This window comes from Cupriavidus basilensis, assembly GCF_029335485.1.
Lineage (GTDB): Bacteria > Pseudomonadota > Gammaproteobacteria > Burkholderiales > Burkholderiaceae > Cupriavidus > Cupriavidus basilensis_E.
The window spans coordinates 1-12,623 of sequence record NZ_JARJLM010000476.1 but is presented as its reverse complement, the minus strand read 5'-3'; the positions used below and the strand labels follow the sequence as shown (position 1 = coordinate 12,623).

Annotated in this window: 14 protein-coding genes; 12 read left to right on the top strand and 2 right to left on the bottom strand. The window is 63.6% G+C overall.

Translation table 11 applies throughout. From position 1 onward, the window contains the following. From P3W85_RS29380 to P3W85_RS29360, 5 genes are all read left to right on the top strand, one after another. Positions 1 to 631, top strand: a 631-nt coding sequence (locus P3W85_RS29380; RefSeq protein ID WP_276267349.1) for a tripartite tricarboxylate transporter substrate-binding protein, incomplete at its 5' end; no start/stop codon positions are given. A 17-nt stretch (positions 632 to 648) separates the two neighbouring features. Beyond that, positions 649 to 1,812, top strand: coding sequence for a CaiB/BaiF CoA transferase family protein (locus P3W85_RS29375; RefSeq protein WP_017229672.1), 1,164 nt, complete (start codon positions 649 to 651; stop codon positions 1,810 to 1,812). 48 nt (positions 1,813 to 1,860) lie between these two features. Further along, on the top strand, positions 1,861 to 2,046 hold the full coding sequence (locus P3W85_RS29370) for a hypothetical protein (protein ID WP_276267348.1): 186 nt from the start codon (positions 1,861 to 1,863) through the stop codon (positions 2,044 to 2,046). Between the two features lie 115 nt (positions 2,047 to 2,161). Next, positions 2,162 to 2,938, top strand: coding sequence for an enoyl-CoA hydratase/isomerase family protein (locus tag P3W85_RS29365; protein ID WP_276267347.1), 777 nt, complete (start codon positions 2,162 to 2,164; stop codon positions 2,936 to 2,938). A gap of 606 nt (positions 2,939 to 3,544) precedes the next feature. Next, entirely contained in the window at positions 3,545 to 4,690 is a 1,146-nt protein-coding gene (locus P3W85_RS29360; protein ID WP_276267346.1) for an aminoacyl--tRNA ligase-related protein, read from the top strand. A 385-nt stretch (positions 4,691 to 5,075) separates the two neighbouring features. Here P3W85_RS29360 and P3W85_RS29355 read toward each other — a convergent pair whose 3' ends face one another. Then, complete coding sequence (locus P3W85_RS29355) at positions 5,076 to 6,731, bottom strand: hypothetical protein (protein ID WP_276267345.1); 1,656 nt, start codon at positions 6,729 to 6,731, stop codon at positions 5,076 to 5,078. 218 nt (positions 6,732 to 6,949) lie between these two features. Between P3W85_RS29355 and P3W85_RS29350 the strand changes: the two genes are divergently transcribed. Together P3W85_RS29350 and P3W85_RS29345 are read left to right on the top strand one after the other, a co-directional pair. Then, positions 6,950 to 8,065, top strand: a complete 1,116-nt coding sequence (locus P3W85_RS29350) for a helix-turn-helix transcriptional regulator (protein ID WP_017229676.1) — start codon at positions 6,950 to 6,952, stop codon at positions 8,063 to 8,065. A 214-nt stretch (positions 8,066 to 8,279) separates the two neighbouring features. Further along, entirely contained in the window at positions 8,280 to 8,408 is a 129-nt protein-coding gene (locus P3W85_RS29345; RefSeq protein WP_276267344.1) for a hypothetical protein, read from the top strand. A gap of 3 nt (positions 8,409 to 8,411) precedes the next feature. Here P3W85_RS29345 and mchS3 read toward each other — a convergent pair whose 3' ends face one another. Beyond that, positions 8,412 to 8,804, bottom strand: a complete 393-nt coding sequence (gene mchS3 / locus P3W85_RS29340; RefSeq protein WP_276267343.1) for an MchS3 family protein — start codon at positions 8,802 to 8,804, stop codon at positions 8,412 to 8,414. Between the two features lie 241 nt (positions 8,805 to 9,045). On the opposite strand from mchS3, the gene P3W85_RS29335 reads away from it, so the two are divergent. From P3W85_RS29335 to P3W85_RS29315, 5 genes are all read left to right on the top strand, one after another. After that, positions 9,046 to 9,342 carry a hypothetical protein gene (locus tag P3W85_RS29335; protein WP_276267342.1) on the top strand — a complete coding sequence of 99 codons (297 nt, stop codon included), beginning with the start codon at positions 9,046 to 9,048 and terminating at the stop codon, positions 9,340 to 9,342. 106 nt (positions 9,343 to 9,448) lie between these two features. Continuing rightward, on the top strand, positions 9,449 to 10,456 hold the full coding sequence (locus tag P3W85_RS29330) for a sulfate ABC transporter substrate-binding protein (RefSeq protein ID WP_276267341.1): 1,008 nt from the start codon (positions 9,449 to 9,451) through the stop codon (positions 10,454 to 10,456). 229 nt (positions 10,457 to 10,685) lie between these two features. Then, entirely contained in the window at positions 10,686 to 11,738 is a 1,053-nt protein-coding gene (locus P3W85_RS29325) for a sulfonate ABC transporter substrate-binding protein (protein WP_276267340.1), read from the top strand. Between the two features lie 10 nt (positions 11,739 to 11,748). After that, the gene (locus P3W85_RS29320) at positions 11,749 to 11,961 is read left to right on the top strand and encodes a hypothetical protein (protein WP_276267339.1); all 213 of its coding nucleotides are present in this window, start codon (positions 11,749 to 11,751) and stop codon (positions 11,959 to 11,961) included. A 12-nt stretch (positions 11,962 to 11,973) separates the two neighbouring features. Then, positions 11,974 to 12,623 (top strand): LLM class flavin-dependent oxidoreductase (locus P3W85_RS29315; protein ID WP_276267338.1); only part of this gene is annotated, 650 nt, incomplete at its 3' end.

Genomic DNA, 12,623 nt, shown 5'->3' with positions numbered 1-12,623 from the left:
GTCGTTCGTGGCCACGCTGGCGACGGTGCCGATCGTGCTCGTGGCCGGCCCGGGCCTGCCGGCGAAGACCATGCGCGAACTGCTGAGCGTCGCCAGGGCCAAGGGTGCGCAGCCGCTGGGCTACGCGTCGCCCGGCACCGCATCGCCGCACCACCTGGCGGGCATCTATCTGGCGCAGATGGCGGGGATTGCGCTGGAGCATGTCCCATACAAGGGAAGCGCGCAGGCGATCAGCGACGTGATCGGCGGCCATGTCCCGCTGGCGATGCTGGGGTTGCCTTCCGCGCTGCCGTTCATGCGCCAGGGCAAGCTGAAGATACTCGGCGTGGCGAGCGCGCAGCGCTCCGCGTTGGCGCCCGATATCCCGACCATCAGCGAGGGTGGCGTGCCGGGTTTCAGCGCGGGTTATTGGTGGCACGTGACCGTCCCCACGGGAACGCCGCAGCCGGTCATTGGCCAGTTGCGCGAGGCGATCGACAAGACGCTGCGCACGCCCGCGCTGACGGAGTCGCTGCTCAAGAGCGGTTTCGAGCCGATGCTGCTGTCGCCTGCCGAGGCGGAGAGGGCGCTCAAGGAGGATACCGCCAGGTGGACGAAGGTGATCCGTGAGAACAACCTGCGTGGCGGCTGAACGGGAAAGGAACTGAGATGCTTGGCGATTCACTTTCAGGCGTGCGCGTCGTGGACTTCACCCAGGTCGCGGCCGGGCCCGTGTGCACGCATACGCTCGCCGACCTCGGCGCGGACGTTATCAAGGTCGAGGCCCCTCAGGGAGAACTGGGCCGCGCGCTGGCTCCCTTCGTCGAGGGCCAGAGCCTGGCCTTCCTCGCCCTCAACGGCAACAAGCGCAGCGTGGCGCTCGACCTGAAAGATCCGCCCCAGCGTGAGGCGGCGCTCCAGCTGGCCGCCGGCGCGGACGTGGTGGTGGAGAGTTTCCGCCCCGGCGTGATGCAGCGCCTCGGGCTGGGCTACGAGGACGTCAGGCAGCGCAATCCGGACGTGATCTATTGTTCCGTCTCTGCCTACGGGCAGCAGAGCGCGTGGCGGCACAAGCCCGGCGTCGACGGGGTGCTGCAGGCCGCCTCGGGTCTGATGAGCGTGACCGGGCTGCCGGATGCGCCCCCCTGCAAGGTGCAGGTCCCGATCGTCGACATGGTGACGGGCTACATGGCGGCGATCGGCGTTCTGGGCGCGCTCGCCCGGCGCGCGCGCGACGGCGCCGGGCAATGGCTGGACATCGGCATGTTCGCATCCGCCGTCGCGCTGCAGGAGTCGAGCTTCGCCAGTTTTTTCGCGGACGGCGTGGCACCCGAGCGCATCGGCAGCGCCGCACCCTATGCGGCACCCAACGAGGCGGTGCGCTGCGCGGACGGGTGGATCATGCTGGCCGCCTACCATCCTTCCCGCTGGGAGGCACTGTGCGAAGTGCTCGCATGCCGCGAGCTGCTGTCCGACCCACGCTTTCTCGATCTGCCCGGGCGCATCGCGCATCGCAAGGAACTGGTAGCGCTGCTGGAAGAGCGCATGACGCTTCGCCCGCGAAGCGAGTGGCTGCAGCGCTTCGAGGCGGTGGACATCATCTGCGCGCCGATCAACGACTATGCGGAGGCGGTTGCCTCGCCGGCCTTTACCGGCGCGGACCTGGCTGAGATGGTCCGTCATCCGGTCGCGGGCGACCTGACCTTGCCCCGCACGCCCCTGCGCGCGGTCGGAGAAGTGCCGCGCACCCGGCGTCCCGCCCCGCTGGTGGGCGAACACACCCGCGAGGTGTTGCTGGAAGCAGGCGTACCGTTGGTTGGGCCACACAAGTAGCGGTCGATCCTCCAGCCAGGCGAAATCCAAAGACACCAGAGGTGAACGATGACAAAGGCCAATGCCGCTAGCCTGGATGCCCCGGCGATCTTCTCGCCGACATGCGAGGCCTGGATCTCCCGGGCACAGGCTTGGCACCCACGTCTCGCCGAAACCCCGAAGTTCGACGAAAGCCCGCTGCCCGAAGTGGTGAAAGATCCGATTGCCGCGCACTTCGCAGCCAGCACCTCATAGACCATCCCGTGCCCAGCCTGCCGAACCTCTCGGCGCAAATGGTGGAGCCCAACGCTTGTCTCGAACGATCAACCGACTGCACTGCCGTCGACCCCACCCAGAAAGGAGAGAACCCATGCCGGTGACCATGGAGGTGAGAGATTTCATCGCTACCGTGACCTTGAACCGCCCGGAGGCGATGAATGCCATTGACCCGGAGTCCGCCGCGCAGCTGCACGAGGCCTGGAACGAGATATCGACCCGCAAGGACGTGCGGGTCGGCATCCTCACCGGAGCCGGCGAGCGCGCCTTTTGCACCGGCGCCGATCTGAAGAAGACCATGCCGCCCGTGGAAAGCTTCGCCGAACTGCATTTCGGCTCTCGGGCCGGCGTCCCGCCGGTCTCGACCCTGCAGACCCAGAAACCGATGATCGCGGCGATCAACGGCTTCGCGCTGGGCGGCGGGCTCGAGCTGGCGATGCTCTGCGACATCCGCATCGCCGTGAGCACGGCGGTGTTCGGCCTGCCGGAGGTGTGCATCGGCAGCATCCCGGGCGGCGGCGGAACGCAGCGCATCGTACGTGCGGTCGGCCAGTCGGACGCGATGCTGATGCTGCTGACCGGCGAGCGCATCGATGCGCAGGAGGCGCTGCGTATCGGCCTGGTGAGCCGGGTGGTGGCGCCGCAGGAACTCGCGGCGGCGGCGCGCGCGATCGCGCAGCGCATCGCGACGAATGCTCCGCTGGCCGTGGTGGCGGCCAAGAAGCTCGCCCAGGCCGGTCGCGAACTGCCGCTGGCGGCCGGGCTCGAACTGGAGCAGCAGAGCTTCGGTAACCTGCGCGACTCGGAAGATCGGATCGAGGGGCGGCGCGCTTTCGCCGAGAAGCGCAGGCCGAGCTTCCAGGGACGTTGAACGCGCGCAGGCGCCATGTCGTCGCAGTCGCGCGTTGTGTTCGCATCTTCTTCATCGCGTACTCGGCGAACCTGGTCGAGCTAGCGGCGTAGCAGATCAGTGATAACCGACCGCCAGGCAGCCGGTTGCTTTGCCGTCGTCGCGCCGCCGCCGGCGGCACCCGAGCCGATGCGCACCTACCGGAACGCCGGCGACCGCATTTCGCCGGATGGGGTAGTCGCAGAGACGAGGAACCGCATCATTCCGTCTCAATCCGCGAACGCGAGCCGGGTGTAGCGCCGGGTTGCAATCGAGCCGTACTTCGGACACACTGGTGCTCACGGAGGCGCCACGATGTGGATTCGGCGGCGAGCGCTCAAGCGCGGCGTTCCTCCTTGTTTGAATGGATACGAAACGAGAAGCAAGTCATGAAGTTTCTGAGGACCCTCCCGCAACGACCTCCGATGCCCGCAATGGCGGCCGGAGTCTGCCCGAGTCCTCAAGATGCGCGCGAAAAAGGCTGATTGCTAGCGCGTTGCATGAGAATCGACGATCCGGACGCCCCTTGCGGGCGTTTTTCATTTCAGGCCTTGTTTTTTTCGCTGAACTCGAAATCCGGAGCGGATCATGAAATTCTCGCAGCAATTTTACTCAAACGGCTTCTTTGAACAGGACAACTCCAGGCTGGAACTGACCGACCTCGCCCGCAAGGCGTGTTTCATCCACCAGGACGCCGCAGGGCTTTATTCGTGGATGTCGCTGGGCCTGAGGGCACAGCGGGGCATCGAGAGCATCGTACGCGAGGAGATGGACCGCGCCGGGTTCTGTGAAATCCAGATGAGCCTGCTGCAGGATGCCGACCTGTGGCAGCAAAGCGGGCGGCTAGATATCTACGGTGACGAACTGATGCGGCTGAAGAGCCGCTCCGGGCGGCTGTTCTGCCTGGGGGCGACGTGCGAGGAATTGACCACCAACATGGTCAAGACGCACTACAACAAGACGGACATGAGTCTTGGCCTGTATCAGTTCGGCAACAAATATCGCGACGAGCTAAGGACTCGCGGCGGATTGACCCGGGCCAGAGAATTCATCATGAAAGACGCGTACTCGTTCAATGCTACGGAAGCCGGCTCGCGCGCAGCCTATGAGTCCGTTCGCGAAGCGTATCTGCGCATCTTCAGGCGGCTGGGGCTGGACGTGATCGTGAAGTCCAGCGACAACGGGGAGATCGGCGGGCAAAGCTCGGAGGAGTTCCATGTACTCAGCGAACTGGGCGAGGACGAGACCGACGACCAGAAATCGCTCGAGTGCGCGCACATTTTCGATCTGGGTGATCGTTACTCGAAGGCCATGGGGCTGGTGAACGCCAAAGGCGAATTCGTCAGAATGGGCTGCTACGGAGTCGGCATCTCGCGCCTCGCGATGCTCCTGCTCAGTCGCCAGCGCGATGATCGAGGATTTTGGGGCAGCAAGGCGTTCAATACCTTCGATGTCGCTCTGACGGTCATCGAGTGGGACCGCCAGGAGCGTCAGGAGGCCGCTGAGGCGCTGCGGCGCGAACTGCAGGCGAGGGGGGTGAGCGTGCTGGTGGACGACCGCTCGACGCACGCGGGGAAAAAGCTTGCCGACGCTGAGCTGATCGCGTGTCGGCAACGCGTGGTCGTCGGCAAACAGGCGATCGAGTCGGGCCGCTTCGAGTGGATGAACCGGCGAACCCTTGAACGCGAAAGTGCAACGGGAGCGGAGGTCGTGGAGCTTTGCTCGAGACAGTGAGCGATGCTGTACGGCGGAAGCCTGTTACGTGACTCGGTGCCACCAGTCGTAACCGACGACATCCTGAAGTTTTGCCCGCTCTGGTATGGATCGCGCCAATCCAGCCACCGCCGGCGACAAACTGTGCCTGTGTCGGCCCGGATGCGAGAGGACGGGAAGCCGAAGCCATTTACCGGGCCGAAAGACGCGCTGGTCGTGCCCGGCATCGAGGCAGACTGATGGCAAGGGCTAGCGAGCCTTGATGATGACAGCCCTCAGCTTCTTCAACTTCGGCAATGCTACGGTGTCAACTCACGCCCTGCAGTAGTTACACAAGATCGATATGAGTTGGCACCGGCTTGTGGTGAGCCGGTGCCAACTGTCCCGGACATGGGGCGCAGGGTGCTTACATGCTGCCTGGTTTGTTCACCGAAATCGAAACGGCATACGTGCTTGCGGAACCAAACCACGCCAGCGTCATGCCGCCCAGTGGCAACTGCAGCACTGACTTGCAGGTCGTTGCCGCACCGGCTGTCGTCGTGCAGGCATTGGCGGCACGGTGACGCATCCCGTCGAACGGATCGTTGAAGCTCAGTACGTCCGTATGCTGGTCGGCAAAAGTGCGCGTGACGTTGGTTCCATTCTGCGCGGTAATGGTGTGACTATCTTCGGTGACCGCGCTCAGGCCAGTGCTGTTGTAGACATAGCTTTGCCAGAAGGCGCTTGTCGTACCAACCGCGGGCAGGGGCAGTGTCGTCTGCGGAACAAAGACGCCCACGCCTCCCCCCGCGTCCAACACGGTCGCTATCCAAAGGACTTTCCCCTGTGCATTTCTGAACCCGAATGCGTGAAATCCGTTGCTGTGCTGACTCCCGTCATCCACCCAATTCGCGCCGCCATCGGAAGTGGCGACCAGATGCCCATAGGGTGTGACGGTATCGACTGCGCAGCTACTGTAGCCAGTGCAGTTGGTGGCCGCCGAAGTGACTCCATTTGAATAATGATGGGTACCAAACTGATTTTGAGATGGGCCATTGAAGATGGCGTAGTTGTAGGCCCCATTGATGACGCTCGGGTCCAGGGTCTGCGCCGGCATCGAGAGCGAAACCGTACCCGTCGTGCCGGTCCCGTTGGTCCAGGCCGCAAGCCCGGATTTGGCAACGAGCAAGCGTGTCGAGCCCGTATCGTTCAAAGTGAAATCGCAGCTCGTCGCGCCTTTGGTGAGCTGATAGGTCGTGCCGCTCATGGCGACGGTCAACTTCGTCGCATCCACCGTCACCAGTTTCGCGGACCCATCGGACAGCTTGATCAGGCGGTGATCGCCGCTCTTCAGCGCCGTGCAATCCGGGTTTGCCGGCGCCAGAATGGTGGCGAGGGTCGACGCAGCGGCGGTGGTGCTGCCGGTGCTGTTGGCAACAGCAGTGCTCAGTTCGCCCAAACTCGTACCGGCACTCGTGATCGTCGATTGCAGGGTGTCCAGGATGGCGTCATAGCCCTGATGGCTGCCTGCGGTGATCGTGCCGCCGATAAAGTCGCCGACGCTTGAAGGATCGACCCCGGCGTTCTTGAGTACCGAAACCAGGGCCGATTGGGCGCTGCTGACCGCCGTAGCGCTCACTGCCGTGGTCGGACCAAAGGCTGACGCAAATTGGACCGGATCTTGCCCGCTCAGCTGGGCGACCAGCAGTTCGGTCAGCGGCGTGATATGCGCGGTTGCATTGCTGCTGCCCGACCCGGAACCTGGCACCAGGGAGTGCAAGACGACCTTGCTGTCGCTGCTGGTGGCGGTCAGCACGCAGGGCAGGCTTCCACCCTTGATCGTGACCGAATAGCTGCCGTCCGTGGCCGTCGTTGCCGCTCCGGAACCTGATGCGCAGGTCATATTGACCGCGGCACCGGACAAAGGCAGACCGGTGGCGACTACACCGCCGACGGTCTGCGCCGCCGGCGTTTGCGTGGCCGTTCCGCCTGATGTGGAGGCGGAATCCCCGCTGCCTCCGCCGCCTCCGCAGGCGGCCAACGAAAGCGCCGCAAAGCTGATCGCAATAGGTTTGAGCTTCATTTTTTTCTCCCTGACCCGTTCTAGTTAGTGGCTCGGATTTTCCGGAAGCCCATCTCGCGCGTCATCATTCAGATGAATGAAATTCAGGGATTGTCGCGGTCCCTCCTGCAGAAAAGCTGTGATAGATTGACAAAAAAGAGATGGTTCTGGCCTGGCCTGCGACGCTTTGGGCCGAATACGCCACAATTGAATTGCAGTGCTTTTTGGGAGGAAAGCAATTGCCGAGAGACCAGCTTATCGGGGACCTCTACGAGGCCGCGCTGCGCCACGACAGCTTCCTGGATGTGTTCCAGCAAGCCATCACAACGTTCGGCGCCAATTACTTCCACATGTTCAGTTGGGATGCTGCACGCAATGCGCCACACCTTTCGACCTATTCGCCGGGGTTGCCGGATAGCCAGATTGCGCTATACGACCAGTATTACGGTGCGCTCGATCCACGCCGCAGCGTGGTCGGGAACGCTGGCGTTGGGGAGTTGATTTCCTGTCAGGACTTTCTCTCCGACGAAGACGTCGCGCGCAGCGAGTTCTTTCAGGACTACCAGATTCCGATGGGCGTGCGTTACCTGATGGGCGTACGCCTGGCGCGCCCCGGCGGCAACGACATTCTGCTGGGCATGCTGCGTTCATATGGCAGAACGCCCTATTCGCCCGAAGAGCGCGCCACTGCGGCCAGCATGACCGGGCATCTGCAACGCGCCATCAATCTATGGCAGGACGCGCAGATTCTGCATCGCGATGCCGCGGTCGGTTCCGAACTGATGGAAGAGATGGATCTTGCCGTCTTGGCTTTGGACGTGCGCTCCCGCGTCGTCTTTGCCAATCAGGTTGCCGAATCGATGCTGCACGCGAGCGCCTGCCTGAAGCTGCTGCATGGGCGCCTGACGGCCGCGGTTGCCGCCGAGAACGACGCGCTGCAAGCGGCCATCGCACGCGTCGCCAAGAGCAGGAAGGGTGAGAGCCTGGCCCTGCAAGGCGCAATGAGCGCAACACATGCGCTCTTTCTCAACATCACGTACCTTCCCGCACTGGCCATGCGCTCGGCCTTTGGCGAGGCAACCGTCATGGTGACCGTCCGGCGGCGAAGCGCAGGCGCGCTGGTTGTCGCCCAACAGTTACGGCAAGCGTTCGGCTTGTCAAAAGCGGAAGCTGCGGTGGCGGAGGCGCTCGTCAGTGGCAGGACACCTGACGAATGTGCGGCGAGCATCGGCGTTTCACTTGCCACCATCCGTACGCAACTGCGGGCCATTTACGAGAAGACGCATTCTCGAAACCAGGCGGAGGCTGTGAGTGCGATGCTGTGGGTGCTGCCACGACGCGCACACGAAGACTGACGGCGGCAGTTCGGCAGTCTTTGATCTGAACTCTGTATGCGCCGGAGTACGCCTGCGCCGCAGAAGGACCCTTCAAGGGCCATCCTCGCAACTGGACTGATAGGTCACCGAGCTGCACTGCCCCAGCACCCAGGCAACGCCTCCAGCAGGATGGGCGACACTGTCAATCAGGCGATTTTTTCTACGAATTTCTGACGCAGGACATTAGTCGGGAATGGCCGATTCGGCAGCCAAGTTCCGCCGAAAATCCGGCGTCTGCATCAACGCCATCAGGATGGACATGAGCAGCGAAGCTGCAGAGCGAGCCGAGAAGGAAAAAATCCCGGTAGATTATCTTTTTTAGGAGTTATTTCGTTGTTTTATTGCAGCCAAATTTATCAATTGACTCAATCAGGTTGGTCATTTCTTCCTTGTTGAGCGTGTCTGCCCGCAAAACACTCGCAGTGCCGCCATTTTTGAGAATATTTTGTATTTCATTTCTGAATAAAGTGAGGGATAGCGTACGAAGCCCGCAGGCGGCGTAGAGCTTCGCTTCATTCGTGGATTCCTCGGATCTGATTATTTGCGTGAAATGTTCCGCTGCATTCCTGCTTTTTAGTATCTTCCTGTAAATTTTTTCATTTTCACTGGTATGGCCATAAAATCCAACCATGCCAAGCGAGAAATTCCTGGCGTGCGCCAGTTTTTCCTTGTCGCGGCCACTTTGGATGGTATCCGTGCCGGCGATTGATTGGTGCATGGAAAAGGTAGGCAGCAATATCAGGCAAGTTATGAATTTTCTCATATTGGAAGTGCTTGGAATCTGGGTAATGTGTTTTTTGAATCCAGGAATGTAAACATGTGGTGCCGAAGGCGAACAGCACATCAGCTTGAAGTGAAGGCCGCGATGTTCGAGCCTTTGAAGGCGATGTCTCTCCGTGAGCGGCCTGTCGCCGATGGAGCGGGCCTGCCATCGGCCAGGGGTCCTATACGAGCGCCGCGTGGATGACAGCCTCAGCATCCATCCACGCACAATTCGTCCTGCGGAAACGCGTTGGCTGCCGCGCAGTCCGATACGGTGGCTTTCTCATCAAGTTGTATTTGCAAATGCGAAGTATACGCATTTGCGCTTCCGGGGCCAGCCTCTTGCGCTGCTGTGGCATGCCGACACCAAGACGCCGCTGCGCGGAAGAGAGCAAACCACTTCAGCTCAGCTTCCCCGGCATGCCCATATTTCCGCAAAATCTTATGCGGAAAACGTGCAAGGATCGGCGAAACCATTCGTTCCTTTCACATAGGCCGCTCGGTAGTCTTCTTCCCTGACACCAGCCTTCCCACACAAGGAGGGCGCTGAAACGAGGCGCAAAGCCGCCATTTCACGACGACAAGACGGGAGCAAGACAGATGATTCGCAAGCTGGCCATCGGATTCGCGGCACTGGCCGTGATCGGTTCCACCCAGACCGCCTGGGCAAATACCAACCTGCTGAACGTTTCCTACGACCCCACGCGCGAACTGTATGTGGACGTGAATGCCGCCTTTGCCAAGGCCTGGAAGGCCAAGGGCGGCGACGCGCTGACCATCCGCCAGTCGCACGGCGGCTCGGGCAAGCAGGCGCGTTCGGTGATCGACGGGCTGGATGCGGATGTGGTCACGCTGGCGCTGGGATACGACATCGACGCCATCGCCGAGAAGGGCCTGCTCAAGCCGGACTGGCAGAAGCGCCTGCCGCACAATGCTTCGCCCTATACCTCGACCATCGTGTTCCTGGTGCGCAAGGGCAATCCCAAGGGCATCAAGGACTGGAACGACCTGGTCAAGCCGGGCGTGCAGGTGATCACGCCCAACCCGAAAACCTCGGGCGGTGCACGCTGGAATTATCTGGCGGCGTGGGGCTATGCGCTGCGCCAGCCGGGCGGTAACGAGCAGAAGGCCAGGGAGTTCGTCGGCCAATTGCTGAAGAACGTGCCGGTGCTGGATTCCGGCGCCCGGGGCGCCACCACGACCTTTGTCGAGCGTGGCCTGGGCGATGTGCTGATCGCGTGGGAGAACGAGGCGATCCTGGCGGTCAAGGAGCTGGGTCCGGACAAATTCGACATCATCGCGCCGTCGGTCTCGATCCTGGCCGAACCGCCCGTGGCCGTGGTCGACAAGGTGGTGGACAAGAAGGGCACGCGCAAGGTGGCCGAGGCCTACCTGCAGTTCCTGTACACCGACGAGGGCCAGGAGATCGCGGCCAAGAATTACTACCGTCCGATCTCGGAGAAGATTGCCGCCAAGTACGCGGCGAACTTCCCCAAAGTCAAGCTGTTCACCATCGATGAGGTCTTCGGCGGCTGGCAGAAAGCGCAGAAGGCGCACTTCGCCGACGGCGGCTCGTTCGACCAGGTCTATCAACCGGGCAAGAGGTAAGACGCAATCCAGCGCAGTGGCCGGGGGGGCCATTCTCGCCACCCCGGCCTGCTCAAGAGTTGAAGGGGGGCGAACCAGCCGTCCCGCAAAAGCCAGCGGTATCCGCGCTTGCAATGCCGCCTCTCGGGGGGCCGGCAGGGGGGGGCGTGCGGCCTTGCGCCTGCGAACGCCAGCGCGGCCTGTACGCCGCCCGCCCGATCGCGTTTGAACCTTGCACAGGAACCTCGACATGAATTCGCCAGTCTTCGCGCACCTCGATAGTCCCCGACATGAAACAACCCCGGCCGGCGCACAACGCCCGCGCGTCGAGGCCACGGCCACGCTGAAGCGCCGCCTGGTGCTGGCCGCGCTGGTTGCCGCCACCGGCCTGGCCTACGCGCTGCTGCCTGGCCGCGCGCAGGCCGAGGACCTGAGCGCCAGGGTGCTGCGCATCGGCTATCAGAAGTACGGCACGCTGACGCTGCTGAAAGCCCGCGGGACGCTGGAGAAGCGTCTCGCGCCGCAAGGCATTGCGGTCAGGTGGACCGAGTTCCCGGCCGGGCCCCAACTGCTCGAAGGCCTGAACGTCGGTGCGATCGACTTCGGCACCGTGGGCGAGGCCCCGCCGATCTTCGCGCAGGCGGCCGGCGCGCAGCTGGCCTATATCGGCAACGAGCCGCCGGCGCCCGGCGCGGAGGCCATCGTGGTGCCGCAGGGCTCGGCGCTGAAATCGGTGGCTGACCTGCGCGGCAAGCGCGTGGCGCTGAACAAGGGCTCCAACGTGCATTACCTGCTGGTGCGCCTGCTGGAGAAGGCGGGCGTGCCCTACAGCGAGATCCAGCCGGTCTACCTGGCGCCGGCCGATGCCCGCGCGGCCTTCGAGCGCGGCGCGGTGGACGCCTGGGTGATCTGGGATCCCTTCCTGGCTGCCGCCGAGAAGCAGCTGAATGCGCGCGTGCTGGCCGATGGCAGGGATGTGGTCAGCAATCACCAGTTCTACCTGGCTTCGCGCGCCTACGCGCAAGCCCGGCCGGACGTGGTGAAGGCCATCCTGGATGAGCTGGCCGCACTGGGCGCCTGGGCGGAGAACAACCCGCGCGAAGCGGTCGCCGTGCTGGTTCCCCAGCTCGGGCTGGACCCCGCCGTGGTGGCGCTCGCGGTGTCGCGCTTCGCTTACGGCGCCAGGCCCGTGACCCCCGCCGTGCTGGGCGAGCAGCAACGTATTGCCGACGTGTTCTACGCGCTCAAGCTGATTCCCAAGCCCGTCAAGGTGGCGGATGCCGCCTGGCAGGCCCGGCGCTGAGGGCCGCCCAATGCGTCGCGCGCCTTTGCGCCACGTGCTGATCGTGGCCCTCGTGACCGGCAGCCTGGGCGCCGCCTTGCTGGCGGCGGGCCTGGGCACGGCAGGCGATGGCCGGGCGGCGGCGGCGCCAGAGGCGGGCCGGGCAATGATCGCCGGCGTCGTGCCCGCGCAGGATCCGGCAAGGCTGTCATCTCGAACGGCCGACATCAACAAGCCAAGCTGAAGAGGCAAAGACATGCAAGTTTTCTGGTTCATCCCCACGCACGGCGACAGCCGCTACCTTGGTACGTCCGAAGGGGCGCGCGAGGTCAATCTCGACTACCTGAAGCAGATCGCCACCGCGGCCGATACGCTCGGCTACGAAGGCGTGCTGATCCCTACCGGCCGCTCCTGCGAAGATCCGTGGGTGGTGGCTTCCACCCTGGCCGCGGTGACGAGCCGCCTGCGCTTCCTGGTGGCGGTGCGTCCCGGGCTGATGGCGCCCACGCTGGCCGCGCGCATGGCGGCCACCTTCGACCGCCTGTCGGGCGGACGCCTGCTGGTCAACCTCGTGACCGGCGGCGATGTGTCGGAACTGGAAGGCGACGGCCTGTTCCTCGACCATGCCGCCCGCTATGAGGCCTCGGCCGAGTTCATCCGCATCTGGCGCGAGGTGCTGGCCGCCAGCCATGAAGGCGCCGAACTCGACTACGCAGGCAGGCATCTCAGGGTCAAGGGCGCCAAGGTCCTTTATCCGCCGCTGCAGCGCCCCCATCCGCCGGTGTACTTCGGTGGCTCGTCGGCCGACGCGCATGAACTGGCGGCCGAGCAGGTCGACACCTACCTGAGCTGGGGCGAGCCCCCGGCCGAGGTGGCGAAGAAAATCGCCGACGTGCGCCAGCGCGC

Coding starts and splice junctions, on each gene's coding strand:
- P3W85_RS29375 (WP_017229672.1), top strand. CDS start 649: ATGCTTGGCGATTCACTTTCAGGCGTGCGCGTCGTGGACTTCACCCAG.
- P3W85_RS29370 (WP_276267348.1), top strand. CDS start 1,861: ATGACAAAGGCCAATGCCGCTAGCCTGGATGCCCCGGCGATCTTCTCG.
- P3W85_RS29365 (WP_276267347.1), top strand. CDS start 2,162: ATGCCGGTGACCATGGAGGTGAGAGATTTCATCGCTACCGTGACCTTG.
- P3W85_RS29360 (WP_276267346.1), top strand. CDS start 3,545: ATGAAATTCTCGCAGCAATTTTACTCAAACGGCTTCTTTGAACAGGAC.
- P3W85_RS29355 (WP_276267345.1), bottom strand. CDS start 6,731: ATGAAGCTCAAACCTATTGCGATCAGCTTTGCGGCGCTTTCGTTGGCC.
- P3W85_RS29345 (WP_276267344.1), top strand. CDS start 8,280: ATGGCCGATTCGGCAGCCAAGTTCCGCCGAAAATCCGGCGTCTGCATC.
- mchS3 (WP_276267343.1), bottom strand. CDS start 8,804: ATGCACCAATCAATCGCCGGCACGGATACCATCCAAAGTGGCCGCGAC.
- P3W85_RS29330 (WP_276267341.1), top strand. CDS start 9,449: ATGATTCGCAAGCTGGCCATCGGATTCGCGGCACTGGCCGTGATCGGT.
- P3W85_RS29325 (WP_276267340.1), top strand. CDS start 10,686: ATGAATTCGCCAGTCTTCGCGCACCTCGATAGTCCCCGACATGAAACA.
- P3W85_RS29320 (WP_276267339.1), top strand. CDS start 11,749: ATGCGTCGCGCGCCTTTGCGCCACGTGCTGATCGTGGCCCTCGTGACC.